We start from the raw sequence: 16,687 nt of genomic DNA, 5'->3' as shown, positions 1-16,687 counted from the left end.
AATTACTGGGTGCAGTCGGCTGCCGTGATGTTTTGCATCGTCGTAATGACCGGCGCCGTAGTCGCATTCGCGGCTTCGTTATACGTAATGGAACAATTAGTGGCAGCAGGAAGCGAAGCAGGTCGAATAACCATTGAGCCATTGTTCGCGACAACTGTGTAGTCGGCAGCATTAAGACCAGCTGCAATCGCTGTATTGGCATTGGCAGCTGGATAAGTGTTAACGAAAGTAACAGCCGTACCTTCAAAATTAATGCCGGCCGGCAGAGCGGCGGCGGCGGGATTAATCTGAGCTTGACCATGCGCGACAGAGGCCAGTGAAAGCAGCGCGCCGCGCGCGGCATTCATCGAAGCCAAGCGAGCGTCTCCGCTCAAGTTGCCAAAGCGCGGCAAGGCGGTGGCGGCCAGGATGCCCAGGATCACGATCACCACGATTAATTCGATCAGCGTGAAGCCGCCTTGGGCTTGTTTGCGCATTGCGGTCAGTGCTGGCTTGTTCATGTATTTCTCCAAATCGTCTTTAAGAAGATGCATCCTTAACTTGCTCAAAGGCCACACCTTGGGGTTCGGGTGTGCCTGACGGCTTGGCGGGGCTATGGGGCAAGCGAAATAATTTTACCTTGAATTTCAAACGTTTCGATGGAGCATTTCCGAAAGAATTTCCATTATTTAACAAATAAATCAGACTTTTATCACCGCGATCGAAGCACCAATTCCCCGCCCCGATATCGCTGTCATCAGGCCGAAATAATTCTCCGACGTAATTCACCGGCTTATCTTTTAGTAAATTGAACGGATTTTCTTCGGCCAAAAACGTTAAATCATGATTGCGCCCTGGCAATTTTGACTCTACCACCTTAATTTCTAAGGCCGTGCGCACGGCCGCCACCGTCATCTGTACAGCGCGTTGTTCAGCTTCGCCTTGGTAATACCATATTCGCTGTAACAACAAGGCAATCAAAATACCGATCACCGCCGTCGCAACCGCAAACTCCAGCAAACTGGCGCCGCGTTGTTTTGAAGATACAGAAATTGCCAAAAAATTCATTTTAGTGGTGCAAGGCGGCTTTGCCCAGATCCCAGATCGGCAGGAAGATGCCCAGCGCCAGCACCAATACCATGATGCCGAGGAAGACAATCAGGATCGGCTCGATCTGCGCCGACAAGGTCTTCAGCTCATAATCCACCTCGCGCTCGTACATCTGCGCGATCTCGTCCATCAGGTCGTCGATGGAGCCGCTCTCCTCACCCACCGCGATCATCTGCAGCACCACCGGCGTGAACACATTGGTGGCCGCGGCCGTACGCAGAATGCTGTCGCCGCGCTCGACGCCGTCGCGCATCTGCTCTACGCGCGCGGTCAGATAAGCGTTGTCCACCGTCTGCGCCACCACCGTCAAAGCCTGCACGATCGGCACGCCACTGCGGCTGGACAGCGCGAAACTACGCGCAAAGCGCGCCATGGTGGCCTTCAGCACGATCTTCCCGGCCACCGGAATCTTCAGTTTGAACTTATCCCACTGATACAAGCCCCTGGGCGTGCCTACCCACACGCGGAATCCCCAAATGCTCAGTACCAGGGCGCCCGCCAGCACCGGCCAGTAGCGCACCGTGAAGTTCGAGGTGCCTATTAATATCCGTGTCATCAGCGGCAGCTCGGTGTTGAAGCGCGCGAACACCCCGACAAACGCCGGAATCACAAACATATTCACCACCACCATGGCAATCACCATGGCCACCACCACAAAGGTCGGGTAACGGGTGGCGCTCTTGACCCGCTCGCGCATGTCGCGGTCGAACTCCAGATGGTCGAACAGGCGCAGAAATACTTCCTCCAACCGCCCGGTCATCTCTCCCACCCGCACCATCGACAGATAAAACGGCGTGAACACGTCCGGATGGCGGCGCATGGCGGCCGACAGTTCACGGCCCGCGTCCAGCGACTCGCGCAAATCCTTGATCACCTTGGCGAACGACTTGCTGACCGCCGATTCCTGCAAGCCCGCCAGTCCGCGCATGATCGGCACGCCGGATTTGAGCAAGGTGTACATCTGGCGGCTGAACAGTTGCACGTCCATCGACGTGACCTTCTTTTCCAGCAGCTTGGCCAGCCAGCTTTCGCCACTGTCGGCGGTGGCCTTTTTGGTCACCACGATCTCGATCGGCGTCACGCCGGTATTGAACAGCTGGTCGGCCACGGCGCCGCTGTCGGCCGCCTCCAGCACGCCTTGCATCAGCTCGCCGCGCGCGTTACGGCCCTTGTAGGCAAAGAACGGCACGGATTAGTCCTCGACCTGGTTACTGATGCGCATCGCTTCCGACACCGTGGTGCGGCCCTGGATCACCAGCGCCACCGCGTGGCGGCGCAAGGTTTCGCCGGCCATCTGCGCGGCCGCCACCTTGAGGAAATTGGAAGGGTCCGGATCGTTGGCGGCGTCCACCACGGCGCGCGTCATTTCCAGCAGCTCGTACACGCCGGTCCGGCCGCGATACCCCATGCCGTTGCAGTGCGAGCAACCTTTGCCGTGGAAGTAGCGGCCCTTGTCGACCTTGTCATTCAGCTCCAGCGACAGCCATTCGCGCTCGGTGGGCGTCGGTTCGTACGGCGTGGTGCAGCTCTCGCAGATCACCCGCACCAGACGCTGGGCCAGCACCGCCTGCAGCGACGACCCCACCATGTAGCGCGGCACGCCCATGTCCATCAGGCGCAGCGGCGTGCTGACGGCGTCGTTGGTGTGCAGCGTGGACAGCACCAGGTGGCCGGTCATGGCGGCGCGCAGGCCGATGGCGGCGGTTTCCTGGTCGCGCATCTCGCCCACCAGTACGATGTCCGGGTCTTGCCGCAGCGCCGAACGCAGCACGCGCGCGAAGTTGAGGTCAATTTTGTCGTTGACCTGCACCTGGTTGATGCCCGGCAGGCGGTACTCGACCGGATCTTCCACCGTGATCAGTTTTTTCTCCACCGAGTTCAGCTCGGCCAGCGCGCAATACAGGGTGGTGGTCTTGCCGGAACCGGTCGGCCCGGTCACCAGCACCAGCCCGTTCGGGCGCTGGACGATGGCGCGGAATTTCTCCAGCAGGCCGCGCGGCATGCCGATCGCATCCAGCTTGAGCTGGGTGCCGCCCTGGTTCAGCAGACGCATCACGACCGACTCGCCGTACTGGGTCGGCATGGTCGAGATACGCACGTCGATGCGCTGATTCTTTACGCGCACGGCAAAGCGGCCGTCCTGCGGCAGGCGCTTTTCGGAGATGTCGAGGTCGGACATCAGCTTCAGGCGCAGCGCCAGCGATGGTGCAATCTTGATATCAGCCTCGGTCTGCAGGTGCAGCACGCCGTCGATGCGGAAACGGATCTGCAGCCGGCTTTCCTGCGGTTCGATGTGGATGTCGGATGCGCGCACCTGCGCCGCATCGTCAAACACCGATTGCAGCAGCTTGACCACCGGCGCTTCTTCCAGATTCGGATTGGCCGCGGCCAGCGCGCCAAAGTCGACCGAGACGTCGCCCAGATCCTGCTCCAGCTCGCGCGCCAGGTCCGAGATATCCTCGGTGCGGCGGTAGATGCGGTCGATCGCGGCCAGCACCTCGGTTTCATTCACCACCGCCAGCTCGATATTCTGCTTGACGATGCGGGCAATCTCGTCATACGCGAACAGGTCGGTCGGATCGGACATGCCGACCAGCAACGCGCCATGGCGGTCTTCCAGCACCAGCGCGCGGAAGCGGCGCGCCTGGGTTTCCGGCAGCAGCCGCACGATTTCCGGATTGATGTTGAAGAACTTCAGGTTCAGGTACGGAATGTTGAGCTGGCGCGCCAGCGCGCCGGCGATCTGTTCCTCGGTCACATAGCCGTTCTCGACAAACACGCGGCCCAGCTTGCGCCCGCTGCGCTTCTGGTCGGCCAGCGCCAGCCCCAGTTGCTCCTCCGAGAGCAGCTTTTGCTGTACCAGGATTTCCCCCAGCCGGACTTTCTCTGGCCTCGACATGCCTTCTCCTTGACGATTCTCACCAAAACTTGCGGCCATTCTATGCCAGATGTGTTTTTAGAGCGAGCCAAGGTGTCGCTTTCTTTGGACGGATGCGCTACAGTGTCGCCCATGATCTTCCCAGCACTGCGCTTCCAGCAAGTTACCAAACGCTATGGCACGGCCAGCGTGCTGCACGGCGTGGACCTGGAGCTGCGCAGCGGCGAATGCTTTGGCCTGGTCGGCGTCAACGGCGCCGGCAAGACCAGCCTGATCAAATGCCTGCTGGATTTCTGCGCCCTGGACGGCGGCAGTATCGAGATCTTCGGCCAGCCGCACCACCAGCCGGCCGCGCGCCAGCCGCTGGGCTTCCTGCCCGAGCGCTTCACGCCGCCCTATTATTTAACCGGCGCCGACTTCATCCGCTACCTGCTAAGCTTGCAAGGACTGGCTTACCAGCCATCGGACGTGCGCGCCATGCTGGCGGCGCTGGACCTCGATCAGGACGCGCTCAAGCGCACGGTGCGCAGCTATTCCAAAGGGATGACCCAAAAACTGGGCCTGGCCGCCTGCCTTCTGGCGCGCAAGCCACTGTATGTATTGGACGAGCCGATGAGCGGACTGGACCCAAAAGCGCGCGCCCTGCTGAAAGACCAGTTGCGCAGCTTGCATCGCGGTGGCAGCACCTTGTTCCTGACCTCGCACGCGCTGGCCGATGTCGAGGAGCTGTGCGACCGCATGGCCATCCTGCACGCCGGCAGCCTCCGTTTTATCGGCACGCCGGCCGAATGCCGCGCCCGGTTTGGCGCACAGACGCTGGAACAAGCCTTTCTGACTTGCATAGCGTGAGGATGACTATGTACCAATCCCACTTTGGCCTGCGCGAATCGCCGTTCCACATCACGCCCAATCCGGCCTTCTTCTACGCCGGCAATGCGCGTGGCGATATCCTGGAAGCCATGCTGTACGCGGTCGGCAACGGCGAAGGCATCATCAAAGTCACCGGCGAGGTCGGCACTGGCAAGACCATGTTGTGCCGCATGCTGGAAAGCCGGCTGCCGGCGCATATCGACGTCATCTACCTGGTCAATCCCAACCTCAATCCGCTGGAGGTGCAGCACGCCATCGCCGCCGAGCTGGGCCTGCCGACCAGCGGGCTGCGCGCCGACGAGGTGCAGCGCAGCCTGCACGCCGAGCTGATTGCCCGGCACAGCGCCGGCCGCCAGGTGGTGTTGCTGGTCGAGGAAGCGCAAGCCATGCCGCTCGATACGCTGGAAGCGATCCGCCTGCTGACCAATCTGGAAACCGCGCGCAGCAAGCTGCTGCAGATCGTGCTGTTTGGCCAGCCCGAGCTGGACGAAAACCTGGCCTTGTCCAGCATGCGCCAGCTGAAGGAGCGCATCACCCACAGCTTCCACGTGCCGGCGCTGCAGGCCGACCTGACCGGCGACTTCCTGGCCTGCCGTCTGCGCGCGGCCGGCCACGACGGCCCTGCCCTGTTCAGCCCGGCTGCGGCACGGCTGATCGCGGAAGCCTCGGAAGGCATCGTCCGCCGCATCAACATCCTGGCCGATAAGGCCATGCTGGCCGCGTTTGCCGACGACGCCGACACGGTGGAGGCCAGCCACGCCCGCCAGGCCATTCTGGAATCGCCGTTCGGCCGCCGGCGTGGCCGGCGCACGCCGCGCGCTGTTGTTATAGGGGCCGCACTGGCCGTGATTTGCGTTCTGCTCCTTGCGGCGGCGCGGAATTTATAAGATCATGCCATCTATAATTGCAAAAGCACAACAAAAACTGCGACCTGAACCGATGAAAACTTTGCGCTCTCCCTTCGTCCCCGTGGTTTGCAGCGTGTTGCTGAGTGCTTGCGCCAGCCATCCTGTTACGCCGTCCCCGGCCCATATCAGCGAACCGCCGCCGGCGGCCGGAGCGATTCCCGAGCCGGTCCAGCAAAGTGTGGCGCTGCCGCCACCCAAGCCGGCCGCCAAGGTCGCGACTTATAGCGTGACCGTGCACAAGGTGCCGGTGCAGTCGCTGCTGTTTGCGCTGGCGCGCGACGCCGGCCTGAATGTCGATATCCACCCCGGCATCGACGGTGTGGTGACGCTGAACGCGCTGGACCAGACCCTGCCGCAACTGCTGAACCGCATCCAGCGCCAGGTCGACATGCGTTATGAAATCAACGGCGAGACCCTGACCGTGCTGCCGGACAGCCCGGAATGGCGCAACTACAAGGTTGATTACGTCAACATCGCGCGCAGCACCGCCAGCAGCGTGAATATCGCCACCCAGATTTCCACCACCGGCGGCGGCGCCGACACCAGCTCCAATCCGGTGCAGGCCAGCCAGCAGCCGGTCAACAGCGCCAACGCCAATAACAACAACGGCAACAACAACGGCCAGTCGCAGCAAAGCGGGCAGACCAACAACGGCCCGGCAGCCAATGGCACCAACAATTCCACCACGGTGGTGAATAACCGCTCGGACAACAACTTCTGGTTCAACCTGGAGAAGAATATCCGCGACATGCTGCGCGCCACCAACCTGTCCGACAGCCCGAGCGATCCGCTGGCCGCCCTGCAGCAGGCCCAGCAGGGCGCCGGCGCGCCGAACGGCCTCGGCCAGCCGGCCGCCGTACCGGCGCTGGACCTGGGCGCGCAGTCGCGCAACGCCAACCGCACGAATTCGGTCATCGTCAACCCCGAGGGCGGCCTGATCGCAGTGCGCGCGACCTCGCGCCAGCACGAGAAGATCCAGCAATTCCTGGACGTGGTGCTGGGCGCGGCCAAGCGCCAGGTGCTGATTGAAGCCACCATCATCGAGGTCAAGCTGAGCGACTCCTACCAGCAGGGCATCAACTGGAACAGCGTCGCCGGCGGCGGTCTCAAGCTCAATCAGGGCCAGGTCGGCACCACCGCCCTGCCCAGCGGCGTGACGGTCGGCACCACGCCCGGCATGTTCGTGCTGAACTACGTCAACCCGAACAGCCGGCTGGGCAATATCGCCACCACCATCCAGCTGCTGGAATCGTTCGGCAAGGTGAAAGTGCTGTCCAGCCCGAAAATCAGCGTGTTGAACAACCAGACCGCGCTGCTCAAGGTGGTCGACAACAATGTGTTCTTCTCGATCAAGGTGACGCCGGCCATCCTCAACGCCAACGGCGTACCGACCACGCCGGCCACTTATGAATCACACCTGGAAACCGTGCCGGTCGGCTTCGTGATGAGCGTGACGCCGCAGATTTCCGACAGCGACGAAGTCACCCTCAACGTGCGCCCCACCATCACGCGCGTGGTCGGCAAGGTCAAGGACCCCAACCCGGCGCTGGCGGCCGCCAATGTCACCAGCGAGGTGCCGGTGATCCAGGCGCGCGAGCTGGAATCAATCATGCGGGTCAACAGCGGCCAGATCGCCGTCATGGGCGGGCTGATGCAGGACTCGGTGGACAACGCCAAGGACAGCGTGCCGGTGCTGGGCCGGATTCCGCTGCTGGGCGACCTGTTCTCCTATCGTAACGAGAACACCACCAAGACCGAGCTGGTGATTTTCATGCGGCCAGTGGTGGTCAAGGACGCCAGCATCAACGGCGACTACAAGGATTACCGCTACATCCTGCCGGGCCAGAAGCCCGATACCGAACCGTATCCCGTTTCCAAGGCCAATGGATCATGAGTCTCTTAATGCAGGCGCTCAAGAAAGCCGAGCGCGCAAAACAAAACTCGGTCTCCGACGAGGAGCTCGACAAGCCGTCGGAAGCGTTTGACGAGGTACTGGCGCTGACGCCGGACAGCGCGCCGCCGCCCCCGGCGCCGGCCGCGCCGGCACGCGAATTCAATCTCGAAGGGTTGAGCCTGGAGCCGATGGCGCCCACGGTGGCCGCCGCCGCCGCGCCGCGGCCGACGCCCAGCCCGGAACCGGCCATGAGCGACCACAAGGAACCCGGCCTGACGCTGGACCTGGCGCCCGATCCTGCCGCGCCAGCCAGTCCCGCAGCCCCGGCCGCAAGCGCCCCATCCGCCAGCGCGCACCCGGCCGCCGCTTCCACGGCCGGCGCCAGCGCCGCTGCACGCGCGGCCGCCGGACTGGATGCTGAATCCGCCGCACCGGCCCCGCAAGCGGCCAGTGCCCAGGCCGCGCCGCGCACGGCCGCCAAGCCGGCCGCAGGCACCACCGCCGGCGCAGCCGCGCAAGCCAGCGCCGCCAGCAAAGCCGCTGCCGCGCCGGCTGGTGGCGACAAGCCGCGCGCGGCCGCCCGCGCCCGCGCGCGCGCCGCCGCCACCGCCGAACCGACCGGCATCGATCCTGAACGCCTGCGCCTGATCGGTCTGATCGCCGTGCTGGTGCTGGTGGTGGGCGGCTTTGGCCTGTACTACTGGCGCGCCCTGACCGCGCCGGGCGCCGGCGCCGACCTGCCGCCGGTGCCAATGCCGCCGCCGGGCGCCACCGGCGCCACCCCGGCGCAAGCGGTGGTGGCCAGCATCGCCCCCGGCGGCGCCGCGCCCACCGCGCCGGCCGCCGATCCCGACGACCCCATGCTGGCGCCCAGCCCCGGCCTGAGCCGCGCCGCCCAGCAGGCGCTGGAACAGCGCATCGCCCGCACCGAGGAAGAACTGGCCGCCACCCGCCAGGCCATGCAGGCAGCGGCCGCCGCGGTCAACGCGCCGCGTCCCGAACAAATGCCGCCGCTGTCCGCCCCCGACAGCGGCGAGATCCGCGTCGCCCGCAACATGCAAACCTCGCCGGTGGCGCCGGCGCTGGACGGCGCCTACAGCGCCTTCAACAGCGGCGACCTGAACACCGCCCAGCAGCAATATGGCGAAGCGCTGGCGCAAGACCCCAACAACCGCGACGCCCTGCTGGGCGCGGCGGCCGTGGCCGCGCGCCAGAACCAGAAAGACAAGGCCGCTTCCTACTATCTGCGCCTGCTGGAACTGTCGCCCAATGACGGCGCCGCCACGGCCGGCCTGATCGGCCTGCGCCAGGGCGACATCAGCCTGAGCGAAGCGCGCCTCAAGGGCATTCTCAACACCAATCCGGAAGCCGCGCCGGTACTGTTCGCGCTGGGCAACCTGTACGCCCAGCAGGGCCGCTGGCCGGACGCGCAGCAAGCCTACTTCCGCGCGGTCGGCTCGGCGCCGGACAATCCGGACTACGCCTACAACCTGGCTGTCGGCCTGGACCGCCTGAACCAGCCCAAGCTGGCGCTGACCTATTACCAGCGCGCGCTGGCCCTGGCCCAGGACAAGGCGGTGGGCTTCGACCGCAACGCGCTGCGCAAGCGCATGCACGAACTGGGCCTCGGCAGCGGCGCACACTGAACACATGGCAGAACAACCCAAACTCCCGCTCGGCAAACTGCTGATCCAGAAAGGCATCATCAGCGAAGACCAGCTGCGCATCGCGCTGATCGAGCAGAAAAGCACCAATGAGCCGCTGGGCAAGCTGCTCATCACGCTGGGCTTCGTGACCGAGGCCACGGTGCGCGAGGCGCTGTCGGAGAACCTCAATACCCAGAGCGCGGACCTGAACAGCCTGGTGGTGGACGCCATCGCGCTCAAGCTGATCCCGAAAGACGTGGCCAAGCGCTACCGCGTATTCCCCATTGTCTACGAGCGCGCCACCGACAATCTGATCCTGGCCATGTCCGACACCAGCAACATCGTGGCGCTGGATCAGATCAGCGCCATGCTGGTCAAGGGCATCACCATCACGCCGCTGCTGGTGAACGAATCGGACATCCAGCGCGCCATCGACCAGTACTACGGCTTCGAGCTGTCAATCGACGGCATCCTGCACGAGATTGAAACCGGCGAAGTCAATTACGCCAGCCTCGGCACCACCTCGGACGAATACAGCCAGCCGATGGTGCGCCTGATCGACGCCATTCTGGCGGACGCGGTGCAGAACGGCGCCTCCGACCTGCACTTCGAGCCGGAGCAATCCTTTTTGCGCATCCGCTACCGCATCGACGGCATCCTGCGCCAGATCCGCAGCCTGCACAAATCCTACTGGCCGGCGATGGCGGTGCGCCTGAAAGTGATGTCGAACATGAACATCGCGGAAACCCGGGCGCCGCAGGACGGCCGCATTTCGATCAAGTTCAGCGGCCGCCAGATCGACTTCCGCGCCTCGGCCCAGCCCACCACCCACGGCGAAAACTTCGTGCTGCGCGTGCTGGACCGCCAGAAAGGCATCGTGCCGCTGGACGGCCTGGGCCTGGCGGAGGAAGAACTCAGCCTGCTGAAGCTGATGATCGCCCGCCCCGACGGCGTGATCCTGGTGACCGGCCCGACCGGCTCCGGCAAGACCACCACCCTGTATTCGATCCTCAACCACATCAACACCGAAAGCGTCAACATCATGACGCTGGAAGACCCGGTCGAATACCCGATGAACATGATCCGCCAGACCTCGGTCAACGAATCGGCCAAGATGGGCTTTGCCGAAGGCATCCGCTCGATGATGCGGCAAGACCCGGACGTGATCCTGGTGGGCGAGATCCGCGACCAGGAAACCGCCGAGATGGCGTTTGCCGCCGCCATGACCGGCCACCAGGTGTATTCCACCCTGCACACCAACTCGGCCATCGGCGCCATCCCGCGCCTGCTGGACATCGGCGTGCTGCCCGACATCATGGCCGGCAACATCATTGGCATCATCGCCCAGCGCCTGGTGCGCAAGCTGTGCACCAGCTGCCGCGAAGCCCATGTGGCCGACGAGATCGAGCGCAAGCTGCTGGCCATCCCGGACGACAGCGGCCCGCAAACCCTGTATCGCCCGGTCGGCTGCGACAAGTGCGCGCACCAGGGCTACAAGGGCCGCATTGCCATCATCGAATTGCTGAAGATGACGCCGGCGCTGGATGAGCTGGTGGCGCGCCGCGCCTCTTCGCGCGAACTGAAAAAGGCCGCCGCCGAAGGCGGCTTCCACAGCCTGATCGACGACGGCTTGCGCCGCGTGCTGGAAGGCGTGACCACGCTGGAGGAAGTCGGCCGCGTGGTGGACCTCACCGAAAGGCTGAGCTGATGCCGCAATATTTCTACCGCGCGATGGACGCCACCGGCGCTATCCAGCCGGGCAATATGGACGCCAGCAACGAGCCCGATCTGGAGATGCGGCTGCACCGCATGGGGCTGGATCTGATCGACTGCCGCGTCTCGCGCGCCAAGGTGGTGGCCCTCAAGCGCCTGATCACGCGCAAGGACTTGATCAACTTCTGCTTCCACATGGAGCAGATGACTGGCGCCGGCGTGCCCATCCTGGATGGCCTGAACGACCTGCGCGAAAGCATCGACCACCCGCGCTTCCGCGAAATGATCACCGGCCTGATTGAGAACATCGAAGGTGGCAAGCAGCTGTCGGCCTCGATGGCGGCTTATCCGGAAGTGTTTGACGCCACCTTCACCAGCCTGATCATGGCCGGCGAACAGAGCGGCAAGCTGACCGAGGTCTTCAAGAACCTGTCGGAAACCCTGAAATGGCAGGACGAGCTGGCCTCGCAGACCAGGAAAATCGTCATGTACCCGGCCGCCGTCGGCCTGTTCGTCACCGGCGTGATGTTTTTCCTGATGATTTACCTGGTGCCGCAGCTGACCTCCTTCGTCAAAAACATGGGCAACACGCTGCCGCTGCACACCAGGGCGCTGATCTTCGTGTCCAACATCTTCATCGATTACTGGTACATCATGCTGGCCCTGCCGATTGTCGGCTACTTCGGCCTGCGCGCCTGGCTGGCCCACAGCGAGCAGGCGCGCTACGCCGCCGATGCCTTCAAGCTGCGCATCTGGCTGATCGGGCCGGTGCTGCACAAGATTATCCTGGCGCGCTTTGCCACCTTCTTTGCCATGATGTACGCCTCCGGCATCACCATCCTGGAATGCATCCAGCTGTCCGAAGGCATCGTCGGCAACCGCGTGGTGGCGGCCGGCCTGCGCCGCGCGGCGCAGCAGATTTCCGAGGGCCAGGGCATTACCGCCGCGTTTGCCAATACCGGGATTTTCCCGCCGCTGGTGATCCGCATGCTCAAGGTCGGCGAATCGACCGGCGCGCTCGATGGCGCGCTGCGCAACGTCAGCTACTTCTACAACCGCGAAGTGAAGGAGATGATCGAGAAAGTCCAGTCCATGATCGAGCCGGCCATCACCGTGGTGCTGGGGGTGATGGTGGGCTGGATCATGCTGTCGGTGATGGGGCCGATCTACGACACCATCAGCAAGATCAGGACCTGAGGCCGCCGTGTTCAGCAAACATTTATTTTATCTGACCAGCGATCAGCTGCGCGCCTACCAGTGGCAGGGCGGCCGCCTGACCGGCGGCGTCGCGTTTGCCAACAACCGCGCCGGCATCGACGACTTCATGGATTACGTCGACAGCCAGCGCGCCGTGCCGGTGTACATCCTGGCCGACCTGATCGAGGAAGACTTTCAGCGCCTGACCATGCCGCACGTGAGCGGCATGGCGGCGCGCAAGCTGCAGCAGCGCCGCCTGGTGCAGCAATACCGCGAGACGCCGTTCCGCCACTACGAGGTGCAGGGGCGCGAAGCGGCCGGCCGGCGCGACGACATCGTGCTGCTGTCAGCCCTGACCAATCCATCTTCGGTGCAGCCGTGGGTGGAGGCGCTGGAGCAGCTGCACGTGCCGCTGGCCGGCCTGTATTCCACCACCCTGCTGAGCGAGGCGCTGGCGCAGCGCCTGAAACTGCGCGACGAGCATCTGCTGCTGGTGACCCAGCAATCGGCCGGCTGGCGCCAGAGCTACTTCCAGAAAGGCATGCTGAAGTTCTCGCGCCTGACGCCGGCCATCGACCGCGACGGCAAACCGGTCAACATTGGCAGCGAAACCGCCAAAACCCAGCAATTCCTGACCAGCCAGCGCCTGATCGGCCGCGGCACCGTGCTGCAGACCGTGGTGATCACCCCGGCCGCCGACAGCGAAGCGCTCGACCAGCAATGCGAAGACGGCGCCGAAACCGAGTTCCGCTTTCTGACGCTGGAATCGGTGGCGGCGCGCGCCGGCCTCAAGACCGGTCCGGGCGAAGTCGAGCAATTGGCGCAGCACATGGCCGAGCCGATGATGCTGGCCTTCCTCGCGCATCGTGAGCCGGACAGCCATTACACGCTGGGCGTCTGGCAGCGCTACTTCAAGCTGTGGCGCATGCGGGTCAACCTGTACGCGGTCAGCGCCGGGCTGACCATGGTGTGTGCTGGCATCACCGGCTACAACCTGTGGCAACACGCGCAGGCCGAAAGCGACACCGCCCTGCTGAAGCGCGAGACGGCGCAATTCGACCAGCGCTACCGCGACCTGATGGCCGAGATGCCGCCGCGCGTGACCAGCACCGCCAATATGCGCGCCGCCGTCAATGTCGAGCGCATGCTGGCCACGCAGTCAGCGACGCCATTGGGCATGGCCACCCTGGTCAGCCGCGCGCTGGAAGGCGCACCGCAGATCCGCCTGGTGCAGATGGACTGGAAGGTCAGCGTGCCGGCCGCCAACGGACCGGCGCCTGGCCAGGAAGACAACCAGGCCACGCCGATTTCATCGCTGGTGGCCGGCATTCCGTCGCGCGCGCCGCAGGTGCTGGTGGTGGAGGCCGAGATCCTCACGCCGCCGGACGATTACCGCGCCGCAGTCGACAACATGACCCAGTTCGCCCAGGCCCTGGCGCGGCATCCGCACCTGACGGTGGAAATCGAGAAGCCGCCGGTGGACACCCGTTCCTCCGTCAAGCTGGCCGGCAAGGCTGGGCCGCAGGCCGGCGAGACCGGCCGCAGCAAATTCACCCTGAACCTGGTGTGGAAACCATGAGCACGAACCCTGTCACCGGCCCCAAGAAAGCGGCTGCCACCATCGCCATGCCGTACTGGATCAACGAGTTCGCGCTGATCCGTACGGCGGTGCTGACCCTGCTGGCCGCGCTGACCGTCTCGGCCACCGGGGTGCTGCTGAGCGACATCAACAAACAGGAAGCCATCGAGCAGGCCGAGCGCGCACAGCGCAACCGCGACGCCGCTTATTCGCTGTACGCCCAGGTGGACAATGAAAAACGCGACATCCGCAATTTCCAGCAGCGCTATGTGCAGTTGCGCCAGCGCGGCCTGATTGGCGACGAGCGGCGGCTGGAGTGGCTCGATACCATGCGCCGCACGCAGGCGCAGCTCAAGCTGCCGCCGCTCAGTTACGAGATCGAGCCGCAGCAGGTGGTGCAGCTGGAGACGCCGCTCGACCTCGGCGACTTCCAGTTGCGCGGCAGCCGCATGCATCTGCACATGGAATTGCTGCATGAGCTGGACCTGTTCAACTTCTTCCAGGAGCTGCGCGAGAGCAGCTATGCCGTGGTGCAGGATTGCTCGATCAAGCGGCTGGGCGTGGTGGCCGGCACGCCAGGCGCGCCAACACTGGGCGCGGACTGCACGCTGAACTGGATCACGCTGAACACCGCGCCGAAAGCGCCGGCACTGGCGGGAACCATGCCGCAGAAAGGCAAATTATGAAGCGTACCGCCTGGATCGTGCTGCTGGCTCTGGCCGCCGGAACCGCACAGGCGCAGGTGACGCTGGGCCGACTGTTCTCGTCACCGGCGGAACGCTCGGCAATGGAGAGCGCACGCGGTGGACAGGCTGGCCAGCCGGCCAGCAGCCCGGGCACACAGATGGTCGCGGGCGCGCCACCCGGCGGCGCGCAAATGGTGGCCGATGCTCCGCCCGTATACGCTGGCGATCCCGGGGCGGTGGCAGGCGCCCCGTCCGGCGGCGCAGGCGGCGTGGGCGGCGGCCCAGCCGGCTACGGCGGCGGCGCGGGAGGCGTGGGCGGCGGCCCGTCCGGCTATACCGGCGGCGCGGGCGGTGTGGCGGGCGCTCCGCCAGGCTACACCGGCGGTGCTGGCGGCGTGGCGGGTGCTCCGCCCGGCTACACCGGCGGTCCCGGCATGGTGGCCGGCGCTCCGCCTGGTGCGCCCGGCGGCCCGCCGCTGCCAGATCCGGCAGCGGCCTCCGCTGCCGGCGCCATGCCATCCCCAGGCGCAGGCTCCACCCTGACCATGAGCGGCGTCATGCGCAGCAGCGACAACCAGATCACTGTCTGGCTCAACGGCACCCCGCAGCCCTACCTGCAGGGCGCGCTGACGCCGCCCAATGCCGGCCCGGCCGCCCTGACCATGGTGCTGCCATCCGGCACCAAGGTGGTGCTCAAACCCGGCCAGCGCTACGACCTGAACGAAAGACGCATCAAGGATGTCAATGAACCTTAAGTCCGCGCGCGGCCGCCAGTCCGGCTTCACGCTGGTGGAAATCGCCATCGTGCTGCTGATTGTCGGCCTGATGATCGGCGGCCTGATCGCGCCATTGTCGTCGCAACTGGAACAGCGCCGCGTCAGCGACACCCAGCGCGTAATGGGCGAGGCGCGCGAAGCCCTGTTCGGCTTCGCGCTGCGCAACGGCTACCTGCCCTGCCCGGCCATCTCCTTCAGCAACGGCCTGGAAGACCGCACCGGCAACGTCTGCAACAAGCGCTACGGCTACCTGCCGTGGGCCACGCTGGGCGTCAGCCGCCTGGACGGCTGGAACCGCCTGATGGGCTACACCGTCACCCCGGCGTTTGCGCATTCGGCCATCCTGTTCACGCTCAAGACCCCGCGCGACATCACCATTGCCACGCGCGACCGCAACGGCCAGCTGACCGCCGCCACCGGCATCAACGACATCCCGGCCGCCATCATATCCTTCGGCCGCAACGGCTACGGCGCCACCAGCGACCAGAACATCATCATTGCCGATGGCGGCAATGGCAATCTGGACGAGAAAACCAACCTGCAAAGCTCCGGCACCGCCTTGATCGCGCGCGACCCCAGCGACGACAACCGCACGCCCGGCGGCGCGTTCGACGATGTGGTGAGCTGGATCTCGCCCAACATCCTGTACAACCGCATGGTGGCGGCACAACGACTGCCATGATCGCGCCCGCGCTCACCATCGCCCGTTACACGCTGCTGGAAGCGCTGCGCAACCGGCTGTTGTGGCTGTTGCTGCTGATGGCGGCCGGCGCGGTGGCGGTCAGCGGCTTTCTCAACGAGCTGGCGCTGACTGAAAGCCGTCAACTGCAGGCCGCCCTGCTGGGCGCCGTGCTGCGGCTGGCCGCGGTATTCCTGGTGGCCACCTTCGTGGTCACCAGCATGGCGCGCGAAGCCAATGACAAAGGCCTGGAACTGCTGATGGCCCTGCCGCTGCCGCGCGCCGTCTACCTGGTTGGCAAACTGGCCGGCTTCGGCGCGCTGGCGCTGCTGCCGGCGCTGCTGTTCGGCGCGCTCGGCCTGTTTTTCGCGCCGCCGGCGCAGGCCGCGCTGTGGGCGTTCTCGCTGCTGTGCGAATGCTGGATCGTGGCCGCCTTCAGCGTGCTGTGCATGCTAACCCTGAGCCAGGTGTTGCCGGCGCTGGCCGCCGCGTTTGCGTTTTACCTGCTGGCGCGCGTGATCGCCGTCTTGCAGCTGCTGGGCCACGGCGCCGCCAGCGTCCACAGCGTCAGCCAGCAGGCGCTCAACACCGGCATCGACGGCCTGGCGCTGCTGCTGCCCCATCTCGACCAGTTCACCCGCAGCGACTGGCTGGTGTATCACAGCGGCAGCGCCGCCGAACTGGGCGCGATCGCCGCGCAAACCGCGATCTACGTGGCGCTGCTGACTGCCGCCGCGCTGTTCGACCTGCACCGCAAAGCCATCTGAGCCGC

Annotated in this window: 15 protein-coding genes; 11 read left to right on the top strand and 4 right to left on the bottom strand. The window is 64.9% G+C overall.

Features of this window, described 5'->3' with window-relative positions:
- Window positions 1–2: 2 nt before the first annotated feature.
- From ABDW57_RS07015 to ABDW57_RS07000, 4 genes are read right to left on the bottom strand one after another with little or no spacing between them, the layout of a single operon-like run.
- Window positions 3–500: a type II secretion system protein gene (locus ABDW57_RS07015; protein ID WP_343729488.1), complete on the bottom strand. Its 498-nt coding sequence runs from the start codon at window positions 498–500 to the stop codon at window positions 3–5.
- A gap of 19 nt (window positions 501–519) precedes the next feature.
- Window positions 520–1,047, bottom strand: coding sequence for a type II secretion system protein (locus tag ABDW57_RS07010; RefSeq protein ID WP_343729487.1), 528 nt, complete (start codon window positions 1,045–1,047; stop codon window positions 520–522).
- Between the two features lies 1 nt (window position 1,048).
- On the bottom strand, window positions 1,049–2,278 hold the full coding sequence (locus tag ABDW57_RS07005) for a type II secretion system F family protein (RefSeq protein WP_343729486.1): 1,230 nt from the start codon (window positions 2,276–2,278) through the stop codon (window positions 1,049–1,051).
- A 3-nt stretch (window positions 2,279–2,281) separates the two neighbouring features.
- Window positions 2,282–3,988 carry a GspE/PulE family protein gene (locus tag ABDW57_RS07000; protein WP_343729485.1) on the bottom strand — a complete coding sequence of 569 codons (1,707 nt, stop codon included), beginning with the start codon at window positions 3,986–3,988 and terminating at the stop codon, window positions 2,282–2,284.
- 111 nt (window positions 3,989–4,099) lie between these two features.
- On the opposite strand from ABDW57_RS07000, the gene ABDW57_RS06995 reads away from it, so the two are divergent.
- From ABDW57_RS06995 to ABDW57_RS06945, 11 genes are all read left to right on the top strand, one after another.
- On the top strand, window positions 4,100–4,816 hold the full coding sequence (locus ABDW57_RS06995) for an ABC transporter ATP-binding protein (RefSeq protein ID WP_343729484.1): 717 nt from the start codon (window positions 4,100–4,102) through the stop codon (window positions 4,814–4,816).
- Between the two features lie 8 nt (window positions 4,817–4,824).
- Window positions 4,825–5,724 carry an AAA family ATPase gene (locus ABDW57_RS06990; protein ID WP_343729483.1) on the top strand — a complete coding sequence of 300 codons (900 nt, stop codon included), beginning with the start codon at window positions 4,825–4,827 and terminating at the stop codon, window positions 5,722–5,724.
- 94 nt (window positions 5,725–5,818) lie between these two features.
- Window positions 5,819–7,639 (top strand): pilus (MSHA type) biogenesis protein MshL, encoded by a 1,821-nt coding sequence (gene mshL / locus ABDW57_RS06985; protein WP_343729482.1) that lies wholly within the window; start codon window positions 5,819–5,821, stop codon window positions 7,637–7,639.
- The gene (locus ABDW57_RS06980; RefSeq protein WP_343729481.1) at window positions 7,636–9,285 is read left to right on the top strand and encodes a tetratricopeptide repeat protein; all 1,650 of its coding nucleotides are present in this window, start codon (window positions 7,636–7,638) and stop codon (window positions 9,283–9,285) included. The genes mshL and ABDW57_RS06980 overlap by 4 nt, the downstream gene beginning before the upstream one ends.
- Before the next feature lie 4 nt (window positions 9,286–9,289).
- A complete protein-coding gene (locus tag ABDW57_RS06975; RefSeq protein WP_343729480.1) occupies window positions 9,290–10,993 on the top strand; it encodes an ATPase, T2SS/T4P/T4SS family in 1,704 nt (567 codons plus the stop codon).
- Window positions 10,993–12,195: a type II secretion system F family protein gene (locus ABDW57_RS06970; RefSeq protein WP_343729479.1), complete on the top strand. Its 1,203-nt coding sequence runs from the start codon at window positions 10,993–10,995 to the stop codon at window positions 12,193–12,195. The genes ABDW57_RS06975 and ABDW57_RS06970 overlap by 1 nt, the downstream gene beginning before the upstream one ends.
- A gap of 7 nt (window positions 12,196–12,202) precedes the next feature.
- On the top strand, window positions 12,203–13,774 hold the full coding sequence (locus ABDW57_RS06965; RefSeq protein WP_343729478.1) for a hypothetical protein: 1,572 nt from the start codon (window positions 12,203–12,205) through the stop codon (window positions 13,772–13,774).
- Window positions 13,771–14,460, top strand: coding sequence for a hypothetical protein (locus ABDW57_RS06960; protein WP_343729477.1), 690 nt, complete (start codon window positions 13,771–13,773; stop codon window positions 14,458–14,460). The genes ABDW57_RS06965 and ABDW57_RS06960 overlap by 4 nt, the downstream gene beginning before the upstream one ends.
- The gene (locus ABDW57_RS06955) at window positions 14,457–15,215 is read left to right on the top strand and encodes a hypothetical protein (RefSeq protein WP_343729476.1); all 759 of its coding nucleotides are present in this window, start codon (window positions 14,457–14,459) and stop codon (window positions 15,213–15,215) included. Before ABDW57_RS06960 ends, ABDW57_RS06955 begins: the two co-directional genes overlap by 4 nt.
- A complete protein-coding gene (locus ABDW57_RS06950) occupies window positions 15,205–15,918 on the top strand; it encodes a type II secretion system protein (protein WP_343729475.1) in 714 nt (237 codons plus the stop codon). Before ABDW57_RS06955 ends, ABDW57_RS06950 begins: the two co-directional genes overlap by 11 nt.
- A complete protein-coding gene (locus tag ABDW57_RS06945; protein WP_343729474.1) occupies window positions 15,915–16,682 on the top strand; it encodes an ABC transporter permease in 768 nt (255 codons plus the stop codon). Before ABDW57_RS06950 ends, ABDW57_RS06945 begins: the two co-directional genes overlap by 4 nt.
- The last annotated feature ends 5 nt before the right edge of the window (window positions 16,683–16,687 follow it).

Source organism: Duganella sp. (genome assembly GCF_039595735.1).
Classification (GTDB): Bacteria; Pseudomonadota; Gammaproteobacteria; order Burkholderiales; family Burkholderiaceae_D; genus Rugamonas.
Note: the sequence above shows the minus strand (reverse complement) of the source record. Positions and strands in the feature narration are given on the sequence as shown.